The sequence below is a fragment of the Amycolatopsis sp. NPDC051903 genome (assembly GCF_044452505.1).
Classification (GTDB): Bacteria; Actinomycetota; Actinomycetes; order Mycobacteriales; family Pseudonocardiaceae; genus Amycolatopsis.
On record NZ_JBITBT010000024.1, the window covers coordinates 23839 to 43457 of the forward strand.

At 71.2% G+C, this 19619-nt stretch carries 20 protein-coding genes; 10 read left to right on the top strand and 10 right to left on the bottom strand.

The window, feature by feature from the left end; genetic code table 11:
* Positions 1-58 precede the first annotated feature (58 nt).
* On the top strand, positions 59-1600 hold the full coding sequence (locus tag ACIA77_RS35100) for a hypothetical protein (RefSeq protein ID WP_395890360.1): 1542 nt from the start codon (positions 59-61) through the stop codon (positions 1598-1600).
* Positions 1597-3054, top strand: a complete 1458-nt coding sequence (locus ACIA77_RS35105) for a hypothetical protein (RefSeq protein WP_395890361.1) — start codon at positions 1597-1599, stop codon at positions 3052-3054. The genes ACIA77_RS35100 and ACIA77_RS35105 overlap by 4 nt, the downstream gene beginning before the upstream one ends.
* On the opposite strand, the gene ACIA77_RS35110 is transcribed toward ACIA77_RS35105, so the two are convergent.
* The gene (locus ACIA77_RS35110) at positions 2948-3241 is read right to left on the bottom strand and encodes a hypothetical protein (protein WP_395890362.1); all 294 of its coding nucleotides are present in this window, start codon (positions 3239-3241) and stop codon (positions 2948-2950) included. The two genes, ACIA77_RS35105 and ACIA77_RS35110, sit on opposite strands and share 107 nt — an antisense overlap.
* Before the next feature lie 280 nt (positions 3242-3521).
* Positions 3522-4322 carry an HAD family hydrolase gene (locus ACIA77_RS35115; protein WP_395890363.1) on the bottom strand — a complete coding sequence of 267 codons (801 nt, stop codon included), beginning with the start codon at positions 4320-4322 and terminating at the stop codon, positions 3522-3524.
* Positions 4323-4400: 78 nt separating this feature from the next.
* Between ACIA77_RS35115 and ACIA77_RS35120 the strand changes: the two genes are divergently transcribed.
* Complete coding sequence (locus tag ACIA77_RS35120) at positions 4401-5288, top strand: LLM class flavin-dependent oxidoreductase (RefSeq protein ID WP_395890364.1); 888 nt, start codon at positions 4401-4403, stop codon at positions 5286-5288.
* 218 nt (positions 5289-5506) lie between these two features.
* On the opposite strand, the gene ACIA77_RS35125 is transcribed toward ACIA77_RS35120, so the two are convergent.
* A complete protein-coding gene (locus ACIA77_RS35125) occupies positions 5507-7519 on the bottom strand; it encodes a DUF6541 family protein (protein WP_395890365.1) in 2013 nt (670 codons plus the stop codon).
* A gap of 88 nt (positions 7520-7607) precedes the next feature.
* On the opposite strand from ACIA77_RS35125, the gene glf reads away from it, so the two are divergent.
* From glf to ACIA77_RS35155, 6 genes are all read left to right on the top strand, one after another.
* The gene (gene glf, locus ACIA77_RS35130) at positions 7608-8831 is read left to right on the top strand and encodes a UDP-galactopyranose mutase (RefSeq protein ID WP_395890366.1); all 1224 of its coding nucleotides are present in this window, start codon (positions 7608-7610) and stop codon (positions 8829-8831) included.
* Positions 8824-9384: a phosphatase PAP2 family protein gene (locus ACIA77_RS35135; protein WP_395890367.1), complete on the top strand. Its 561-nt coding sequence runs from the start codon at positions 8824-8826 to the stop codon at positions 9382-9384. Before glf ends, ACIA77_RS35135 begins: the two co-directional genes overlap by 8 nt.
* Positions 9381-10463 (top strand): decaprenyl-phosphate phosphoribosyltransferase, encoded by a 1083-nt coding sequence (locus ACIA77_RS35140; RefSeq protein ID WP_395890368.1) that lies wholly within the window; start codon positions 9381-9383, stop codon positions 10461-10463. Before ACIA77_RS35135 ends, ACIA77_RS35140 begins: the two co-directional genes overlap by 4 nt.
* 134 nt (positions 10464-10597) lie before the next feature.
* Positions 10598-11284 carry a hypothetical protein gene (locus ACIA77_RS35145; protein WP_395890369.1) on the top strand — a complete coding sequence of 229 codons (687 nt, stop codon included), beginning with the start codon at positions 10598-10600 and terminating at the stop codon, positions 11282-11284.
* Positions 11285-11346: 62 nt separating this feature from the next.
* Positions 11347-11949, top strand: a complete 603-nt coding sequence (locus ACIA77_RS35150; protein WP_395890370.1) for a hypothetical protein — start codon at positions 11347-11349, stop codon at positions 11947-11949.
* Entirely contained in the window at positions 11850-12782 is a 933-nt protein-coding gene (locus ACIA77_RS35155) for a hypothetical protein (RefSeq protein WP_395890371.1), read from the top strand. The genes ACIA77_RS35150 and ACIA77_RS35155 overlap by 100 nt, the downstream gene beginning before the upstream one ends.
* Here the strand turns inward: ACIA77_RS35155 and ACIA77_RS35160 are convergent.
* The 7 genes from ACIA77_RS35160 to ACIA77_RS35190 all read right to left on the bottom strand — a co-directional run bounded on the left by ACIA77_RS35160 (position 12761) and on the right by ACIA77_RS35190 (position 18980).
* On the bottom strand, positions 12761-13399 hold the full coding sequence (locus ACIA77_RS35160; protein ID WP_395890372.1) for a VC0807 family protein: 639 nt from the start codon (positions 13397-13399) through the stop codon (positions 12761-12763). The two genes, ACIA77_RS35155 and ACIA77_RS35160, sit on opposite strands and share 22 nt — an antisense overlap.
* A gap of 82 nt (positions 13400-13481) precedes the next feature.
* On the bottom strand, positions 13482-14078 hold the full coding sequence (locus ACIA77_RS35165) for a hypothetical protein (RefSeq protein WP_395890373.1): 597 nt from the start codon (positions 14076-14078) through the stop codon (positions 13482-13484).
* Complete coding sequence (locus ACIA77_RS35170; RefSeq protein WP_395890374.1) at positions 14078-14788, bottom strand: hypothetical protein; 711 nt, start codon at positions 14786-14788, stop codon at positions 14078-14080. Before ACIA77_RS35170 ends, ACIA77_RS35165 begins: the two co-directional genes overlap by 1 nt.
* Complete coding sequence (locus ACIA77_RS35175; RefSeq protein WP_395890375.1) at positions 14785-16275, bottom strand: WXG100 family type VII secretion target; 1491 nt, start codon at positions 16273-16275, stop codon at positions 14785-14787. Before ACIA77_RS35175 ends, ACIA77_RS35170 begins: the two co-directional genes overlap by 4 nt.
* A 2-nt stretch (positions 16276-16277) precedes the next feature.
* Positions 16278-16781 carry a YbaB/EbfC family nucleoid-associated protein gene (locus ACIA77_RS35180; RefSeq protein ID WP_395890376.1) on the bottom strand — a complete coding sequence of 168 codons (504 nt, stop codon included), beginning with the start codon at positions 16779-16781 and terminating at the stop codon, positions 16278-16280.
* 73 nt (positions 16782-16854) lie between these two features.
* Positions 16855-17610 carry a decaprenylphospho-beta-D-erythro-pentofuranosid-2-ulose 2-reductase gene (locus tag ACIA77_RS35185; RefSeq protein WP_395890377.1) on the bottom strand — a complete coding sequence of 252 codons (756 nt, stop codon included), beginning with the start codon at positions 17608-17610 and terminating at the stop codon, positions 16855-16857.
* A complete protein-coding gene (locus ACIA77_RS35190) occupies positions 17607-18980 on the bottom strand; it encodes an FAD-binding protein (RefSeq protein ID WP_395890378.1) in 1374 nt (457 codons plus the stop codon). Before ACIA77_RS35190 ends, ACIA77_RS35185 begins: the two co-directional genes overlap by 4 nt.
* A gap of 167 nt (positions 18981-19147) precedes the next feature.
* Here ACIA77_RS35190 and ACIA77_RS35195 point away from each other — a divergent pair, with 167 nt between their 5' ends.
* Positions 19148-19615, top strand: a complete 468-nt coding sequence (locus ACIA77_RS35195) for a GtrA family protein (protein ID WP_204092145.1) — start codon at positions 19148-19150, stop codon at positions 19613-19615.
* Positions 19616-19619 lie beyond the last annotated feature (4 nt).

Genomic DNA, 19619 nt, shown 5'->3' on the forward strand with positions numbered 1-19619 from the left:
GCGAGGATTCACCGCGACGCCCGGTGGGGACCGGCGGGGGCTGGAGGCGGGGGGTCGCGTGGTCTACGCGGTCGTGGGGGGCTGGCTGGTGCTCGGCGCACTGGTGGTCGCGACCTGGCAGAAGATCGCGGCCGAGCGCGCCTGGCGCACCTTCGCCGTGGTGCTCGTGCTCGCGTTTTCGCCGGTGCACCAGCTGTTGTTCGCCACGGCGACCGAAGACGCGCTCGTCACTTTCCACTACGCGCAGAACATCGCCGACGGCGCCGGCCCGGTGTTCAACCCCGGTGACCGGAACGAGGGTTACGCGAACTTCCTCTGGCTCGTGGTGATCGCCCTGCCACGCGCTGCGTTCGGCGCGGACGTCCAGACCTCCGCGGTGGTGCTCGGCGTCGCCGCGACGCTGGGCTGCGTGCTGCTCGCGTACTTCCTGGCCAACCGGATCACCCGGCTCGCGCTGCCCGACGGCGCCGAGCCGCAGCCCGCGGTGGGCGTCGCGGCGGCCGTGCTGACCGCGGGCGCGAGCGGGCTGGCCGTGTACGGGCCTTCGGGCACCGAGCTGCCGATGTTCGTGCTGCTGGTGCTGGCCGTGGTCTACGCGTACGTCGCGCGCCGCGCCGTGGTGGCGGGGGTGCTCGTGGCCGCCGCGGTGATGACGCGGCCCGAGGGGCTCGTGCTCGCCGTGGTCGTGGGTGCGTGGCTGGTCGTGGCGGCCGCGCGCGGGCGCCACAACTGGTGGGCGCCGGCGGGCTACGCGCTCGGCGCGCTGGTGTTCCTGGTGCCGTGGACGGCTTGGCGCGTCACCTACTACCACCACTTCCTGCCCGACTCGGCCGTGCGCGTGCTGGGTCCCGACTGGCGGTACCTCGCGGGCTTTTCCTTGGCCCACCTGGGTTTCCTCGCGCTCGGCGTGGCCGCGGCGGTGACGTTGCTCGTGGTCCGGACACCCGGGCGCGCCGTGCACTCGCGGTCGGCGCTGTGGCTGCTGTTCACGCTTGCCTTGTGCTTCACCGTTTTCGTCGCCGTGCTCGACGGCGACACCGGCCCGTCGTGGCGGCTGCTCGTGCCCTTGCCGCCGCTGCTGGCCGTGGCTTCTGCCGGTGCGTACGGCGTGCTGATCGCCGCCAATCCCTCGCCGAAGCCGCGCACGGTGTCGCGGCTCGTGCCCGTGGTGGCGGCCGTGTTCACGGGCTTCGCGGTGCTCGTGTCGGTGGTGAGCCCGGACTTCCTGACGAGGGTGCGGGCGTGGCAGCAGGACAGCGCGCAGCTCGCGGAGGTCGGCGAGTGGCTGGCCACGTACCTGCCGCCGGGTTCCGTCGTGAGCGCCGCGGCGCCGGGGGCCATCGCGAGCCGCGCGGGTTCGCGGTTGCTGGTGTTCGGCACCGACCTGCGCCGCGCGACGCTCACCGTGCCCGAGGACGACGGCTACGCCAGGACCCAGGACTGCGGCGGCGACCACCTGGCGTGGTACGCCGTCGCGACGTTCAGGCGCATCGGAACCCCGTTCTGGATCGCGGTGTACCCGCGGGCCGACGAAGCGCGAGTGCTCATCGATTACCTCGATCGGGCACCGGATTTCCAGTACGTATCGTGCCCGGGATGAGACGGTCGCCGGCTGTCGGGGCCGGCGTTTTCGGTGTGGCGCTGACCTTGCTGCTGGTGCGGTTCCTCGTGCCGCGGCCCGTTTCGATGTCCGACAACGGCGACGGCTTCCGCGTCCTGTGCGGCGCGGGGATCACGTGGACCAGCAAACCGTTGCCCCACACGCAACTGCTGTACGCGGCCACGCCGCAGGGGTGCTCGCCGACGTACCAGCTGAGCCAGAGCTGGCTCGCCCGCGCGGCGGTGTGGCTCGGCGACGCGTTCGGGCTGCACTCCGCGCTCAGCCTGGTGGTGCTGGGGGTTCTCGCGTGCGTCATCGCGGCTGCGGCTGTCGCGCTGGTCGTCGTGGGGCTGCCGTACGGGTTCCGCGTCCGCGCGCTGGTGGGCGCGGGTCTGCTGCTGGTGGTCGCCGATTCGGCGTTCTTCGGCTACTTCTCGTCGATCCTCGGTGAGGGCACGGCTTTCCTGGGCCTGCTGCTGTGCGTGGGCGGTCTGTTGCTCATCGCCCGCCCGGGCCGGTGGTGTTACGCGGGTTTGGCGGTGACCGCCGTCGGCGGCTTGCTGGCGGTGAACGCCAAGGTCCAGACCTTGATGATCTTGCCGTTGCTGATCATCGCGGCGCTGCTCGTGCGCCCCGGTGTGCGGGCGCGGTGGCTGCCCGGCCTGTGCCTCGCCGTGGTCCTGGCCGGCGGTACCTGGTGGGCCCAGACGTCCGTCGCCCCCGCCGTCGCCCCGGACGGCACGATCTCGGCCCGTCCCGGCGACGACTCCCGCGAGATCAACGTGGTGAACACGGTGTTCCTGAACATCGTCGACGGACGGCACGACTCCGCGGCGGACCTGGCGTCGCTGGGCCTCCCGGCGTCCTTCGCCCAGTACGCGGGCAACGGCTGGTGGCACCCGCACCCCGTCACCGTGGACCCGGCCTACGCGCAGTACCGCCCCCGGCTGAGCCGCCGCGCCGTGGCCACCTGGTTCGCCACCCACCCGGACCGGACGCTCGCGATCCTCCACCGCGCCGCCGGCGACCTGCTCACGGCCCGGCCCGACTACCTCGCCTCGTTCGACGCCGCTTCCGGCCGGCCGGACGGCGCGCAGGAGTACCGCGTGCCCGTCTGGTCGACCCTGACGCGGCTGCTGGCGCCGCTGGGGCTGTTCGCCCTGGGCCCGGTGTGGCTGTTCCTCGGGTGGCGCTCCTGGCGCCACCGGCGGACGGCCGTCGGCGTGGTGCTCGCGCTGCTCCTGACGACCGCACTGGGCCAGTTCGTCCTGGCAGCACTGGGAGACGGGATCGAAAACGTGAAGCACCAGGTCATCGCGCTGTTCTGCACACTGGTGGCGCTGGTGCTCAGTTGCTGTCCGCGGCCGAAACCGGGAGCAGGGGGATCCCCGCGGTCCGCGCGCCACTCGGAGCCGGCCGACGCGCCGCCGCGGGCCACCTCGGCGGGAACGTGAGCAGCGCGAACACCACCAATGCGCCCGCGTCGAGCGCGAACGACGTCGGCAACGGCACCCAGCGGAAGTTGATCGCCAAGCACAGGAACGCGAGCACGCTCACCCACACGCGGGCCGCTTCGCTGCGGTGCCGGTCGCGCACCACGGCGAACCCGCCCAGCACCAGTGGCGCCGGCATCACGAACACGCGCGTGGTGTCCGCTCGGTGCCGTCGTGCGACGACGGCGAGAACCGGATGTTGTCCAGCAGACTCCCGTTCTCGCCGCCGAAACCTCAGGCGCCGCCGATGAAAAGCTGCGCCCGCAGGCGGTACCCGCAATACGCACCCACGACGGCCGTCGCGACGACGCGCGTCTTCCGGCCGGCTTCACCTCCGCCCGCAACGGCAAGTCGCCACGGTCGCTGGCAAGCGCCACCCAACGACTAGAACCCGTTCCGAGGGCGAGACGGCGTGGATGCTCGCGCGCCTAGAACCAGCGCTCCAGAACCTGCGCCACCCCGTCCTCCGCCGCCGGTCCGGCCACTTCGTCCGCGATCGCCAGCACGGCCTTGTGGCCGTTCGCCATCGCGACGCCGTGGCCGGCCCACTGGAGCATCTCCACGTCGTTCGGCATGTCGCCGAAGGCGATGACGCGGTCGGCGGGCACGGTGAAGCGCGCGGCGACGTCGGCGAGGCCCGTCGCTTTCGTGATGCCGTGCGCGGACAGCTCGATCAGCCCGCCGGAGGACGAGTAGGTGATGTCCACCGCGCCGTCCAGTACGGCGCGCGCGGCCTGCGCCATCTCCTCCGAGTTCATGCCGCGGTGGCTGATCAGCAGCTTGATCGCGGAGTGGCCGAGCACCTCGGCGCGCGAAACGGTGCGGCCTTCGCCGTCGCCCCAGGGGTTGCGGTAGTCCGGTTCGATGACGAACGCGCGGACGTCCGCGGTGATGCGCTCGGCGGCCACCCGGCAGCCCGGCAGCGCCTTGTCGAGCGCCCCCACCAGGTCGTGCAGCAGTTCGGGCGAAAGCGACCCGTGCACGGCCACCACTTCTTCGGACGCGACGTCGAGCAGCACGGCGCCGTTCGCGCAGACCGCGTAGCCGCTCAGGCCCAGTGGCCGGGCGATCGGCGGGATCCAGCGCGGCGGCCGGCCGGTGCACAGGACGAACGGGACGCCGGCGGCGCGCACCCGGCGCACGACTTCGATCGTGCGTTCGGAGGGGATCTCGGAGGGGCCGAGCAGGGTGCCGTCGACGTCCGAGGCGATCAAGCGGGGTTTTTCCACGTCGCCATTGTCCCCGAAGGGGGCACGGGCACCGCCCGTTCGAGCGAATGTCCGTGGTTGGCGATAGCGTCCACCTTCGTGCGAGCAGGCATCGTGATCCTTCCGGAAGATCGTTGGTGGGCGGCCGAACCCAAGTGGCGGGCCGCCGAGGAGTACGGGTTCGACCACGCGTGGACCTACGACCACCTGGGCTGGAAGTCCCTGGTCGACGGCCCGTGGTTCTCCGCCGTGCCCACCCTCACGGCGGCGGCGATGGTCACGTCGAGAATCCGGCTGGGCACGTTCGTCGCCTCGCCGGTGGCGCGCCACCCCGTGCCGTTCGCGCGTGAGCTGATCACCCTCGACGACGTGTCCGACGGCCGCTTCGTCCTCGGCGTCGGCGCGGGCGTCGACGCGAAGAACTACGACGTCCAGGTCCTCGGCGCCGCCGACCTCACGCCCCGGCAGCGCGCCGACCGTTTCGCCGAGTTCGTCGAGGCCCTCGACGGCCTGCTGATGACCGACCGCTTCGACTTCGCCGGCGAGCACTACCAGGCCCACGGCGCCCGCAACCTGCCTGGCACCGTCCAGCGGCCGCGCCTGCCGTTCGTCGTCGCCGCCAACGGCCCGCGCACCATGACGCTGGCCGCCCGCTTCGGCGCCGGCTGGGCCACCACCGGCCGGGGCGGCGCCACGAAGGACGAGTGGTGGTCCGGCGTCGCCGCACTGGCTCGCACCTTCGACGAACGCCTCGCCGACGCCGGCCGCGACCCCGCCACCGTCCACCGCTACCTCAGCCTCGACGCGGCGCCGGTCTTCTCCCTCAGCAGCGTCGACGCCTTCCGCGAGGCCGTGGACCGCTCGCGCGAGCTCGGGTTCACCGACGTCGTCGCGCACTGGCCCCGCTCCAGCGGCCCGTACGAGGGCCACGAATCCGTGCTGGAACAGGTCGTGGAGCAGGTGCTGCCGACCTTGAAGGACGACTAGCGCTTAGGCCGATCAGGTGACATCACCCCCGTGGGGAAACCGTTTTCCCGATCCGGGCGTCAAGCCAGGTGAGAAGAGGGGGAGACGGCCCGCGGAAGCTGGCCGCTCTTCTCAGCCGGAGTGAAGCACCCCGGGGGTGCTGGGGGACGGGAGGTCCTCGTGGCCGCGGCAGGGGCAGTCGCGGCCACGAGGTTCCGGCTGCGTCACTTCACCGAACGTCACTTCACGATCGTGTAGATCGCCGCGCCGGGGTTGCGGTAGTCGAGGCGCAGGAAGTCCAGGCCGTCGAGCCGCTGCAGGCCTGGGGCGATGGGCGTGTCCTTGCGGATGGTCCCGCTGCCGATCAGCACGTGGTGCACGTCCAGCCGGCGCACGGCGGCGCGGACCTCGGGATCCGTGTCGTAGTCCCGGAAGTGCAGCGCGAGGTACACCGCGTCCGGGTCGACGCGGCCACCGCCGTCGTAGTGGCCGGCGACCGGGTGCACGCCGGCGATGGCGTACATCCACGCGGTGCCGTCCATCCGGTCGTTCAGCACCTTCTCCTGAGCCGGGATCCCCATCGTCCCGAGGCGCTCCATCGCGGTGATCTCGTCGGCGCTCACCGGCGGCGTCACCTCGCCCTCGGGGCCGTTGTAGTACAGGTACGACACCGCCGTCGCGTTCGCGTTGCGGTAGAAGCCGCCCGTCAGCACGGCCATCGCGGCGACCACGACCACGGCCGTCACGACCCCCAGCCGCGCCAGCACGCCCGGGCGGGAACGGACCCACGAGCCGTTCTGCGCGAGCCGCGCGATCCAGCGCTGCAGCTCCGCCATGCCGTGGCCCGCGAGCAGGCACAGCGGGATCGCGGCCAGCGCCATCAGCCGGTAGCGGTCGTTCCACCACGGCCGCGACAGCGACACCACCCACGGCAGGTAGCCGTAGCAGGTCACCAGCACGAAGAACCCCGACAGCCCGATCGCCGACAGCAGCACCCAGCGCATCCGCTTGAGGCTGAAGAACATCAGCGTGCCCAGCGCGAGCAGCACCGTCAGCCAGAGCTGTGGCCGGCTCAGCACCTGCTGGAACGTCACGAGCAGCTTCACCGCCAGCGTGATCGGCAGGTTCGAGTTCCACGAGTAGTACGGGTAGGACCCCGACGTGAACCCGATCGCGCCGAGGATCTGCGGCGCGGCCAGCACCCCGCTGACCACGACCACCGGCAGCATCCGCAGCACGTCGCCCACGAGCACGCGCCACGCGGGCGTGCCGTCGGCGACGCCGTCGACCCGCTTGCGCCGCAGCGACCGGTACCAGCGCTGCACCACCAGTGGCAGCGCGAACAGCACCGCCCCGAACAGCGCGCTCGAGTGCGCCGCCAGCAGCCCGTCGGCCGTCAGCGCCAGGACCAGACCGGTGTCGAACCCGGGCCGGACGAGGAAGCGCTGCAGCGCCACCGCGGCCAGCGGCGTCAGGACGATGCCCAGCGCGTACGGGAGCAGGCCGCTCGACACCGATTCGTACGCGCCCGTCGTGGCGGCTGCCGCGACCAGCGCCGTGCAGCCCGCGTACACGGAGCGCCCGCCGAGCTGGCGGATCAGCGCCACCATCGACAGCGCGAAGATGCCCGCGACCGGCATCGTGATGGCGTTGAGCGTGACCGGGACGCTCGTGCCGGAGATCTCGTACACGAGCGCGCCGACCAGGTGGTACGCGTTGGGGTAGAAGGAGCCGTCCGGGTACCAGTTGATGGTGCCCATGCCCGTGAGGGACCCGTCGCCCGTGTCGGCGATGTAGCGGATGCCGTTCGCGTGGAACACCGTGTCCCAGCGCTGGAACACGGCTGTCGTGCCGCCGCGCGCGGACAGGACCACCGCGATCGACAGCCCGACGGCCACCACCACGCACCCGGCGACGGCCCAGTGCGCCCGCTCGCTCCACTCGACCGGGGGCTCCTCCGCGCCCGGCGTGAGCCACCCGCGGGCCACCAGCAGCCGCCGGACGCCGGCCACGACGGCGGCGAACACGACCGTGCACACGGCCGTTGAAAAAACGTTGTACGGGAGCCCGGCGTCCCCCAGCCACGGCCCGGCGAGCCCCGCCACGGCGTAGCTGAGCAGGGGCGCGAGACCCGCCAGCGCCCAGCCGCGCACGCCCGCGGCCAGGCCCACGAGGCCGCCCGGTACCGCCAGCACGGCCAGGTAGGTGACGACCGCGCCCAAGTAGCTCCCAAAGTCTTCCGGTGCAGGCATGCTTCTCACGTAGGTCGGAGGCGGTACGTCCGGCGGTTGCCGAGGTCGGTTCGGGCAGCGGCCGTGAGACTGCGTACCCTGGGCGCCCGTGAGCGAGCACACGAACCCCGCCAAGATTACTGAACACGAGTTCGCCGGTTACGACCTCGTCATCGTCGGGTCCGGTTTCTTCGGGCTGACCGTCGCCGAGCGGGCCGCGGCCGAGCTCGGCAAGAAGGTTCTGGTGCTCGAGCGCCGGAGCCACATCGGTGGCAACGCCTACTCCGAGCCCGAACCCGAGACCGGCATCGAGGTGCACAAGTACGGCGCGCACCTGTTCCACACCTCGAACAAGCGCGTGTGGGAGTACGTCAACCGCTTCACCGAGTTCACCGGCTACCAGCACCGGGTGTTCGCGAAGGTGAAGGACCAGGTCTACTCGTTCCCGATGAACCTGGGCCTGATCAACCAGTTCTTCGGCAAGTCGCACACCCCGGACGAGGCTCGCGAGCTCATCGCCAAGCAGGCGTCGGAGTTCGAGACCGACGCCGCGCAGAACCTCGAGGAGAAGGCGATCTCGCTGATCGGCCGTCCCCTGTACGAGGCGTTCATCCGCGGGTACACCGCGAAGCAGTGGGAGAACGACCCCAAGAACCTCGGCGCCAACATCATCACGCGCCTGCCGGTCCGCTACACGTTCGACAACCGGTATTTCAACGACACCTACGAGGGCCTGCCCGTCAACGGGTACACCGCGTGGCTCGAAAAGATGGCCGAGCACGAGAACATCGAGATCCGGCTGAACGTCGACTACTTCGACGTGCGCGAGCACATCCCCGCGGGCACCCCGACCGTCTACACCGGTCCGCTCGACCGCTACTTCGACTACTCGGCGGGCAAGTTCACCTGGCGCACCGTCGACTTCGAGTCCGAAGTCGCCCCGACCGGTGACTTCCAGGGCACCTCGGTCGTCAACTACAACGACCAGGAAGTGCCCTACACCCGCATCATCGAGTTCCGCCACTTCCACCCGGAGCGGGACTACCCGAAGGACAAGACGGTCATCTTCCGCGAGTTCTCCCGCTTCGCCAAGGAGAACGACGAGCCGTACTACCCGATCAACACGCCGGAGAACCGCGAGAAGCTCGAGGCCTACCGCGAGCTGGCCAAGGCCGAGGCGCGCGACAAGAACGTGCTGTTCGGCGGCCGCCTCGGCACGTACAAGTACCTCGACATGCACATGGCGATCGGGTCGGCGCTGTCGGTGTTCGACAACAAGATCGCGCCGCACTTCACCGAGGGCAAGCCCCTCGACGGGTCGATCGATGCTTGAGCAGCGCGCGGTCGCGGCCGAGGGTGAAACTCCCGTGGTGCCGCCCGCGACCGACCCGAGTGGTGAGGTCGCGGTCCTGTCGAAGGCCCAGGGCTTCCTGAAGAAGCCGGGCGCGGTGCAGGTGGCTCGCGGGATGTCGCTGTTCGGCGAGCACAGCGCGGGCTGGTTCGCGCTGGGCCTGCTCGGTGCCGCGGTGGACAAGCCGCGGCGCAAGGACTGGCTCGTCGCGTCGGCCGGCGTGGTCGGCGCGCACGCCGCCTCGATCGCGGTGAAACGCGTGGTCAGGCGGCGTCGTCCGGACCACCCGAGCGTCGAGGTCCTGGTGGGCACCCCGAGCAAGCTGAGCTTCCCGTCTTCGCACGCGACGTCCACGACGGCGGCGGCGGTGCTCTACTCCGGATTGACCGGGCGTAACCTGGTTCCCGCCCTCGTACCGCCGATGCTGGCCTCGCGGCTGCTGCTCGGCGTCCACTATCCGACCGACGTACTGGCCGGTGCGGCCCTGGGAGGCCTCGTCGGTGGTCTGATCCGACGGAAGCTGAAGAGGCGATGAGCGAAACGACCGACGAGCGCACCGAGAAGGCGACCGACGACGCTTCGTCCGCAGCCGCGGACGAAGCGTCGCAAGCCAAAGCCGAATCGGCCGCGGCCGATTCGGCCTCGGCCGAGGCGACGGCTGCCGACCCGGCGGAGAAGGCGGAGGCGCCGGCCGACAAGGCCGAGCCCGCCGCCCCGGCCGCCGGCGGCCCGAGCCCGGTCGCCTTGCTGCTGGGCGTGGTCAAGACCGCCCGCCCGAAGCAGTGGGTGAAGAACGTGCTGGTGTTCGCCGCACCGTTCTTCGCGTTCTCGAAGGCGACGAACCGCACGGAGCTGGTCCTCGACGCGGTGATCGCGTTCGTGGCGTTCTCGCTCACGGCCTCGTCGGTCTACCTCATCAACGACGCCGTCGACGTCGAAGCCGACCGGGCTCACCCGACCAAGCGCAACCGGCCCATCGCGGCCGGCATCGTGCCGGTCCCGGTCGCCTACGGCGCCGCGGTGGTGTTCTTCCTCGCCGGGCTCGCCGTGTCGTTCACGGCGAACTGGCACCTGGCCGTGGTGCTCGCCGTGTACGAAGCGGTGCAGCTCGGCTACTGCTTCGGCCTGAAGCACCAGCCGGTGGTGGACCTCGCGATCGTCGGCTCGGGCTTCCTGATGCGCTCGATCGCCGGTGGCGTCGCGGGCGGCATCGCGATGTCGCAGTGGTTCCTGCTGGTCACGGCGTTCGGCTCGCTGTTCATGGTGGCGGGCAAGCGCTACGCGGAGATCATGCTGTTCGAACGCACGGGCGCGAAGATCCGCTCGTCGCTGAAGAAGTACTCGGCGAGCTACCTGCGCTTCGTGTGGGCGACGTCGGCGGCGATCCTGATCATGTCGTACTGCCTGTGGGCGTTCGAGATCCGCCAGGCCGAGCACGATTCGCTGTGGGCCGTGGTCTCGATGGTGCCGTTCGTGATCGCCGTGCTGCGCTACGCCGTCGACGTCGACGGCGGCAACGCGGGCGCTCCGGACGAGATCGCCCTGCGCGACCGCGTGCTGCAGGTCCTCGGACTCACCTGGGTCGTGACGCTGTTCCTGTCGTTCTACCTGTGAATCCTGTGAGTCCCGCACCTGTGAACGCGGCGCGGATTTAGACAGCTGCGTATCAGGCTGCGCACAGAAACCGGCGTCATCCTCGGACGTGGGGGGCGGGCAGGCCGTCCGTTCCCGGCACTGAGGAGCACACCATGAGTGACCAGGTCCCACCGGAGCAACGACCCGGTGCCACCCCGGAGCGGCCCGCTCCGGGCGGACAGGACGGGCCAGCGCCGCAGCCGGGTGCGGCCGGCGGGCCGGCCCCGGCGCCCGGGGCCGAGCAACCGACCGCCCAGCAGCCCGCGGTACCAGCCGGTGGCGCCCAGCAGCCCGCTTCCCCAGCCGGGGGCGCGCAGCCGGCCGGACAGCAGCCCGTTCCGCAAGCCGGTGCCGAGCAGCCGGCGACCCCGCAGCCGCCCGCGCAGGATGCCGCGTTCCAGCAGCCCAGCGCCCCGCAGGCGGGCGCCCAGCACGCTCCCGGCCCCCACCAGCGGCCCGGAATGCCACCCCAGCCGCCGTACGCGCAGCAGCCGCCGCCCGGAGGGTGGGGCACGCCGCAGCCCCCACGTCAGCGCGGTGGGTTCCGGCGCTTCGTCGGCAACCGCGTGACGCAGCTGGTCGCCGTGGGTGTGCTCGGCCTGCTCGTCGGTGGGGGCATCGTCGGCGGCGTCATGGCCGCCACGTACCACGACGGCCGGCCCGGTATTTCGCACTACCGCGACGGCGGGGGCGGCGGCTACCGCGACTTCCGTGGCGGCCCCGGGTTCGGCCAGGGCGGACCGAGCGGCTCCGGCGGCACGAGCGATGGCACCGGAGCCGGAACCGGTTCCGGAATTTGAACCACGGCCCACGACCCACCAGGTAACGAAACGATCACGGCCGTTGTGTACGGTGGGCCGTGATGCGATGCGATCTCGCCGTGCTCCCCGCCGCCGTGCGGCGGGTGTGGGGAGCGCCGGCGGGGGTCGCAGCCGTCTCGACGGTGGCGTTCGTGCTGGTCAGCACCCACCTGACCGACGACGCGTACGCCACGCTGTCCTACGCCCGCAACCTCGCCTTCCACGCCCACTGGGGCCTCGTCGAGCAGAGCACGGCCACCTCGCCGCTGCACGTGCTCGTCCTGGCGGCCGTGACGGTCGTCGTCCGCAACGCCGTGGTGGCTGCCGGTGTCGTGTACGTCGGCAGCCAAGTGGCGCTGGTGCTCGGGCTCAAGCGGCTGGCCGCCCGCACCGGGGCGCCGCGGCCGTTCGCGGCGCTCGCGTTCGCCGCGTTGCTGGTCAACCCGCTGCTGGTGTCGGCCGTCGGCCTCGAGGTCGCGCTCGGGGCGGCCATCGCCGTCTGGGTGCTGGTGTTCGCGGCCGAACGGCGGCCGTGCTCGGGTTCGCCGCGGGAGCGCTCACGCTCGTGCGCGTCGACCTGCTGGTGGTCGCGCTCGTCGTGTTCGCGGCGCGGCGCGAGTTCTGGACCGGCGTCTGGCGCACCGCGTTCGCCGCCCTCGCGGTGACCGGGCCGTGGTTCGCGTTCAGCTGGGTGGTGCTCGGCTCGGCCGTCCCGGACACCGTGGTCATCGACGGGCCCGCCAGCCCGCTGCGGCTCTGGCGCGACTTCCCCGCCGCGTCGGCCGTTTCCCTGCTGGCGCTGCCGATCGCCGTCGTCGCCGGTCTCTTGTGGACGGTCCACCTGCGCCGGGGATCGGACGTGGCGGGGAAACTCACGCCGTTCGCGGCACTCGCCGCCGCCGGGCTGGCGCACTTCGTGCTCAGCGGTGCCACGGCCTACCCGTGGTCGTACGCGCCGGGCATCGTCGGCAGCACGGTGTTCCTCGCCGCGTGCGTGTGCGTTGTCCCGAAACACCTTGTCGCGCACCGCGTCGCCGCCGCGACGGCAGCCGGCCTCGCGCTCGCGGCGGCCGTCGCCGTGTACGCGGAACCCGGTCTGCCGCGCCGCTTCGCCCCCGTCACGGGCAATTTCGCGGCGTCGGACGCGTACGAGGAGATCGGCCGGCAGGTCGCCGAGCTCGCGAAGGGCCGCGCCGTCGAAAGCCCCGCCGACGGGGGCGCGCTGGCGTACGCGTGCGCCTGCCACGTGGTCGACGAATTCTCCGACCGCGGCGCCGTCGACCCGGCCATCACCGAGACGAAGGAGCGCAGCAGTGAACTCGGCCGCGCCCTGCTCGAGGCCAACTTCCACAACTTCGACCACGCCGTGACCCCGACGCAGCCCGACTTCGTGCTGGCCACCACCCGCGGAGCCCCGCCGGCGACGGCGCTGGCCGCGTGGACCGTCGACTCGCCCCTCGCCGGTACCCAGCACCTCTACCTCGCGCCGGCCCGCTGACGCCGCCACAGCGTGCCCATCGTGCCCTCGCGCACGAGCAGCACTTGCGTCACCACCTGCAGCAGCACGAAGAACCCGATCGACACCACCGTGTCCAGCGCGGGCACGTCGTCGACCGGCAGCGTGTACGCCATCCCGATGCTCACGCCGCTGTGCGCGAGCCCGCCGACGCCCCACACGACGGCCAGCACGCGCCACACGCGGCGGAACGCCGGCCGTTCCTCCCAAGCCTCGTCGAGCTGCGCGCCCTTGCCCGGCAGCAGCGCGCGGGCCGCTTCGTACGTCACCGGGCGCCGGGCGATGAACAGGCTCGCCAGCAGCCAGAAGCCGGCGAGGGTGCTGAACCACGCGTTGCGCACGAGCAGCAGCCGCGCGTCGCCGGTGAGCAGCGTGGTCACCACGCTCACGGCGACGATGGCCAGCACGAACAGGCCCATCCCGTCGACCCGGCGCCGCCGCAGCGCCGTGTAGAGCACGCGCAGCGCGGGCGGCAGGCCGCTCAGCAGCAGCGCCCACACCGGCACCACGCCGAACGCCCGCAGCAGGTAGTAGCCGCCGACCGGCGCCCCGACGTCGACCAGCAGCGCGAACACCGAAGCGCGGAAGTCCTTCCCCATGGCTCCGAGTCTCGAAGAGCGCCGTGGCGGCAACCATCGTCGATCCGGCCACCCGGCATCCACCGATCGGTGGATGCGGGCGTCAGCGGCGCGAGAGGGCCCTTCGCACCTTCATCGGGGCCAGCAGGTCGCGCTGGGTCAGCGTGGAGCCGTCGGTGAAGGTGAAGCGCAGCCCCGGTTCGGGTGGGAAGCTGCGGCCGGGGGTCGAGACGTCGAGCCGCGCGACGACGTCCGGCGGGAACTGTTCGTCGGTCACGAAGAAGTCCTTCGTCGCGGCGTCCGCGACGAACCGCGTCGGGTAGAGGAGGGCGAGCCGCTTGTTCGTCCAGGTCAGCCGGGCGGCGCCGGCCGAGAACGCCAGGTGGTCGGCGATCCGCGCGGCCACGTCGGCCGGCGAAGCCGCGGTGACGCGGTAGGCGAGCGACGGGTCGTCGGTCCAGTCGTCGTCCGGCAGGCCGGCGGGGGTCGGCCAGCGGCCCGGCGCCGTCGTGACCTTCACCGGCTCACGCTCCGGCCGGTAGGGCAGCCGCAGCTCGCCGCCGATCCACGCGACGACGTGGCCGTGCGCGGGCGGGCAGCCCAGCAGCAGTTTTTCACCGCGCCGCAGCCACGCTTTCGCGTAGTCGCGCTCGATGATCGCGTCGACTTCGCCCGCTTGCTTCAGCTCCTGCGCGCGCATCACGCGGCTCCGTTCGTGCGGGCGAGCAGCCACTCGAAGGCCTCGGGCTCGTCGGCGCCGAAGCGCAGGTCGAAGCCCGAACCGTCCACAAGGGACATCCGCAGGCCCGGTTTCCGGTCGCGCTGCGCCACCGCGAACCCGGTGATCCGCGCGCGCGGCAGCTCCGCTGCGACCTCGAAGTCCTTGCGCGCCACGGGTTCACCCTCGTGGTTGTCGCCGTAGGTCTTGCGCCGGTCCGTGACGATCTCGGCCACGTCCTTGCCGAACCTCGCCACGCCGCGGCCGAACCCGATCGCCTTGCCCAGCAACGACTTCTCGGGTTCCTCCACCGGTTCCGGCGCCACCACGACGCGCAGCAGCACCAGCCGCGCCGTCGTCAGCGCCCACAACGAGGCCCCGGACCCCCGCACCAGGCTTTCGGCGAGCAGTCCCGGCCGGTCGCCGAACACGACCACGGCCGGCGGCCCCTGCGCCGTCCCGCTGCTGCCGCTGTCCTCGTCGGACAGGGCCGCGTCGACGACCCCGCCCGCGAAGTCCGCCAGCCCCGAACCCACCTTGCGCAGCAAGCCCTTCGCGGGGTTGCCGAACTCGTCGAGCCCGCGCACGTCGTAGCCGAGGACGCTGCCGTACGCGGCCCAGAGCACCGTTTCGTCAGGACGCAGGTGCGGCCGGGCCTGGGTGGCCGCACCGAGCGGATCGGCGAGATTCATCCTTCGAGTGAGAACCCTCGGTCGGTCGCCTCGCGGCGCTCTTCTTCGCTGTCGGTCTGCGACTGCTGGTAACCGTACTTCACGCCCTGCTCGAGGCCCTGTTCGGCGAGGTTGCCCGCGCTCCCGCGCCACGCCGCCTTGCCGACGCTCGACGTGCCGCTCAGGCCCGCGAGCCGCAGGCCCGTCTCGGTGAGGTTCGTGGTGAGCGCGTCCGCGCCGTTCTCCCCGACACCCAGCGCGTTCGCGAACCGGTTGCCCGTACGCGAGGCACCCGTCGCGGCGTCGGCCTTCGTGAGGATCTTCGCGAGCGGGTTCTTGTCGATCAGGTCGGCCACGCGCTTCTCCAGGAAGTTGCCGTTGCGCAGGCCTTCCGCGCGTTCCACGACCTTCTTCAGCGGTCCGGTGCGCAGCTTCTGGAGGATCTTCTCGAGCTCCTCGATGAGCGGCTTGAGCTTGCCGAGCAGCTGCTTGACCTTCAGCCCGAGCCGTCCGCCGGTCACCGCGACCTCACCCGTGGTCGCCGCACCCGCGGCGCCCACGGACGCACCCGCCGTGATCCACGACGCCGCCAGCGCCGCGAGCCACTCGATGATCAAGCCCATCACGAGCTCTTGCAGGATGTCGATCACGATCTCCACGAACGCGTCGAACAGGTCCGCAGCCAGCTCCAGGATCTGCTGCAGCCCGCGCACCTCGTCGGCGAACGCCGAGGCACCTTCGGAGAACTCGCCCATTTGCCCGCGGAACGCGTCGCCGCCCTCGCCCTCCCAGGGCTCTTTCGTGAGGTCCGCGCGCTTCTGCTCGTGCTCGCTCACGCCGTCGAGCCACTGCGCCACCTGCGCCCAGCCCTGGGCGGTGCTGCGCATCTGCTCCGGATCGCCGATCGCCGGCTCGAGGACGAACTCCACCAGCGGGCTGATCACGATGCCGATGAGGAACCCGAGTCCGTTGTCCAGCAACGACTGCCCGGGACTCGTGACGAGCTGGATCTGCTCCATGCGCGTGTGCACGGCCGCGATCGCGACGTCGGGCGGGCTGCTCGCCTGCGAAACCTCGGTCGACGTCGACAGCCACGAGCTGCCGTACCCGCCGTTCTGCTCGAGGTAGCTCTTGCGGCCCGCGTCGCCCGCGTGGTTGACGTCCGACAGCGTGCCGACGCCGCCTCCGCCGTCGGAGAGCTCCTTGCCCAGCGACGACACGGCGCCGGCGGTGCCCGTGTCCTGGCCCTCGTAGACCTTCGCGGCCGTCGTGGTCTTGTCCGCGATCTGCTCCAGGAACGACTTCGCCTGGTTGGCGAGGTCCTGGCACTCCTGCAGGGAGTCGAAGTACTGGTAGGCCATCAGCTCGCCCAGCGGGCCGAAGCAGTCGTCGCTCACGCGCGCCTGCGCCAGCAGCTGGGAGAGACTGCCGAAGTGCCCGGCCGCCTCGCGGGAACCGTTCGCGTGCGCGTTGAGCGCCGCCGGTTCGATCTTGAATCCGCTGGTCACGATCACTCCCGCCGAAGAATGGGGCCCCCGAAGTCGTCGTCTTCGACGGCGGGCGGGCGGGTCCGGTTCCGCGGGTTCTGCGCTGGTTGTGGCATTTGCGGCGGCTGCTGAGGCTGGCCGGGCGCGGGCATCGAACTCGCCGGCGGCGGCGCGCTCGGCCCGATCGGCTCGACGTGCGCGTTGAACGCCTCGCGGAACTGCCCGGCGCGCTCACCCAGCACCGGCTCCACGGTCTGGTCCAGCGCCGCCGCGGCCTGCTGCGTCGCCGACCGGATGGCGCCGAGGATCTCCTGCTGCAACGCCGTGTGCGAACGCCGCATCGCCTGCGGGCTCAGCTGCAGGCCGAGCACGGCGCCGGACGGGGCGACGGTGACCGTCACCGAGCCGTCGGCGTTGCGGGCGTGCCCGCGCAGGTTCGCGATCTGCTCCTTGAGCTCGGCGGCGCGAGCCGCCTGCTCCTGGAACCGCTCGAGAACGGCGTCCAGCCGCGCTGCCGGGTCCGGCATCGGGGCACCCCCAGAAAAGTGAAAGACCTTCGTCCACCATATGCGACGAAGGTCTTTCCCCGGGCGTTCCCTCTCAGATCGGGAGTTTCCGGAAAATCGGGCGCGGCACGTGGCGCAGCACCGACATCACGAACCGGAACTGGCCCGGCGCCCAGACGAGCTCCTTGCCGGTGCGGGCGGCGTCGACGGCGATCGTGGCCACCTGCTCGGCGGTCTGGGCCAGCGGGGCGTCCTTCAGCCCGGCCGTCATCTTCGTCTTCACGTGGCCAGGGCGGACCACGGTCACCTTGACGCCGTGCGGCGCGAGCGCCTCGCCGAGGCCCAGGTAGAAGCCGTCGAACCCGGCCTTGGTCGAGCCGTACACGAAGTTCGAGCGCCGCACGCGCTCCCCGGCCACCGACGACAGCGCGATGATCGTGCCGTGGCCCTGGACCTTGAGCTTCTCCGACAGCGCCACGCCCACCGACACCGCGGCCGCGTAGTTCACCGTGGCGAGCTCCACGGCCTTGGCGTGGTCCTGCCACACCTCCTCCGGGTCGCCGAGCAGACCGAACGCGACCACGGCCACGTCGATGTCGCCGCCGGTGAACGCGCGCGCCAGCACGGCAGGGTGCGACGCCGTGTCCTTCGCGTCGAAGTCCACGGTGGACACTTCGGCACCGAGGTCCTTCAGGCGCTGGGCCGCGGCGTCGAGCCGCGGCGACGGACGAGCGGCCAGCACCACCCGCAGCGGCTTCTCCGCCAGGTACTTCTCGGCGATCGCCAGCGCGATGTCGGACGTGCCGCCGAGCAGCAGCAGGGACTGGGGGTTGCCAACGGCGTCGATCACAGTGCGAGCCTCCGGCTCATGTCAGAGGCGAAAACGCCTTCGGGGTCAACGGCGGCGCGGACCTTGCGCCACTCCTCGAGCCGCGGGTACATCTTCGCGAAGGTCTCCGCCGTCGTCCGCGAGTCCTTCGCGGTGTAGAGGCGGCCGTGCGCGTCGAGCACGGCGGCGTCGAGCTCGAGGCAGAAGCGGCTCAGGCCCGGCTTGATCGGGAAGTCCACGCTCAGCATCCAGCCGGGCGACGGCCACGACATGGGTGCCGGGTTCGCGTCGCCCATGCGCTTGAACACGTTGAGGAACGAGTAGTGCCCCGACGTGGCGATCTGCCGGCAGATGGCCTTGAGCTGGTCCTCCGCGCCGAAGGGCACCGAGAACTGGTACTGCAGGAAACCCTTGGACCCGTACGCGCGGTTCCACTCGCTGAGCATGTCCAGCGGGTGGTAGAACTGCGTCAGGTTCTGGATCTTGCCGCGCACGCCCTTCTTGGGCACGGTCTTCTGCCACAGCTCGTTGATCAGCCCGAAGGTGAGCTTGTTGCCGAGCCCGTTGGGGAACACGTCGGGCAGTGTCGCGAGCTTCGGCGCGTCGAACTTCAGCGGCTCGCTGCGCAGCTTCGGCGGCAGCTGGTCCAGCGTGGCGAGCGAACCGCGCGAGAACGTGGCCCGGCCCAGCTTCGCGTCCGACGAGATCAGGTCCGGGACCGACATCGAGTAGTCGTAGTTCAGGTCCGAACCGTCGGTGAACAGCGCGAGCGTCTCGTCGAGGTTCGCCGTGCGATCGGCATCCACGGCGAAATACGCGGACTCCGTCTTTTTCATCCGGACCGTGGCGCGCGTGATGATGCCGGTGAGGCCGATGCCGGCCACCGTCGCCCAGAACAGCTCCGCCTCGGGGCCTTCCGGCGTGAGCTTGCGGACCTGGCCGTCGGCCGTGAGCAGGTCCATCGACACCACGTGGTTGCCGAAGCTGCCCGCCGAGTGGTGGTTCTTGCCGTGGATGTCGTTGGCGATCGCGCCGCCGATGGTGACCTGGCGGGTGCCGGGCAGCACCGGCACCCACAGCCCGTGCGGCAGCGCCTCGCGCATCAGCTTGTCGAGGCTCACGCCGGCGTCGAGGTCGACCAGCCCGGAGTCGGGGTCGATCGAGTGGATGCGGTCCAGCGCGGTCACGTCGACCACGAGGCCGCCCGCGTTCTGCGCCGGGTCGCCGTAGGAGCGGCCTAGGCCGCGAGCGATGACCCCGCGGGGCCCGGCCGATGTGACCGCCTTGGCGATGGCTTCGACGTCGGGCGTGCTCAGGACGTCGGCGACCGTCCCGGCGGTGCGGCCCCAACCGGTGAGCGTGCGTCGCTGTGTCTCGGGTGAATGGGTCACTCGACCAGAGTAGACACGCGCAAGGACGCCCGGAACGTGGCCCTGAAGTGACCGCTTCTACACTTTGCGCATCAAGGCACAAGCGTCCGCGCGTCAAAGTCGACACGGACTAGACATGTCTGCATGTATCCAGAGACGACGACGCATCGAGCCGAGAAGGTATTCCAGTGGTGGCTGCAGAACCGCAGAGTGAGACGACGGTGACCGCACCGGCGGGCCCCGGTCTGGTCGGCCAGCTCATCCGGTTCGTCCTGATCGGTGGCTTCTGCGCGCTCCTGGACCTGGGTACGTACTCGCTGCTCAGGGCACTCGGGATGGACGCCGTGCCGTGGGTCGACATCGCCAGGGCCATCAGTTTCGTCGTGGGGACGACCACGGCGTTCTTCCTGAACCGCCGGTTCACCTTCGCCGGCGGCCGTCGCGATGGCGGCACGCAGGTCGGGAGCTTCATCCTGCTGTACGCCGTGACGTTCTTCGTCGCCGTCGGTGTGAACCAGTGGATGCTCCACCTGCTCCCGGAGTCGGCGTGGAAAGCCACGCTCGGCTGGGTCGTGTCCCAGGCGACGGCGACCGTGATCAATTTCGTCATGCTCAAGTGGGTCGTGTTTCGTGAGCGGCCGGTAAAGGAGAACTGAGTTC

Coding starts and splice junctions, on each gene's coding strand:
- ACIA77_RS35105 (WP_395890361.1), top strand. CDS start 1,597: ATGAGACGGTCGCCGGCTGTCGGGGCCGGCGTTTTCGGTGTGGCGCTG.
- ACIA77_RS35125 (WP_395890365.1), bottom strand. CDS start 7,519: ATGCCTGCACCGGAAGACTTTGGGAGCTACTTGGGCGCGGTCGTCACC.
- ACIA77_RS35135 (WP_395890367.1), top strand. CDS start 8,824: ATGCTTGAGCAGCGCGCGGTCGCGGCCGAGGGTGAAACTCCCGTGGTG.
- ACIA77_RS35140 (WP_395890368.1), top strand. CDS start 9,381: ATGAGCGAAACGACCGACGAGCGCACCGAGAAGGCGACCGACGACGCT.
- ACIA77_RS35145 (WP_395890369.1), top strand. CDS start 10,598: ATGAGTGACCAGGTCCCACCGGAGCAACGACCCGGTGCCACCCCGGAG.
- ACIA77_RS35150 (WP_395890370.1), top strand. CDS start 11,347: ATGCGATGCGATCTCGCCGTGCTCCCCGCCGCCGTGCGGCGGGTGTGG.
- ACIA77_RS35160 (WP_395890372.1), bottom strand. CDS start 13,399: ATGGGGAAGGACTTCCGCGCTTCGGTGTTCGCGCTGCTGGTCGACGTC.
- ACIA77_RS35165 (WP_395890373.1), bottom strand. CDS start 14,078: ATGCGCGCGCAGGAGCTGAAGCAAGCGGGCGAAGTCGACGCGATCATC.
- ACIA77_RS35170 (WP_395890374.1), bottom strand. CDS start 14,788: ATGAATCTCGCCGATCCGCTCGGTGCGGCCACCCAGGCCCGGCCGCAC.
- ACIA77_RS35180 (WP_395890376.1), bottom strand. CDS start 16,781: ATGCCGGACCCGGCAGCGCGGCTGGACGCCGTTCTCGAGCGGTTCCAG.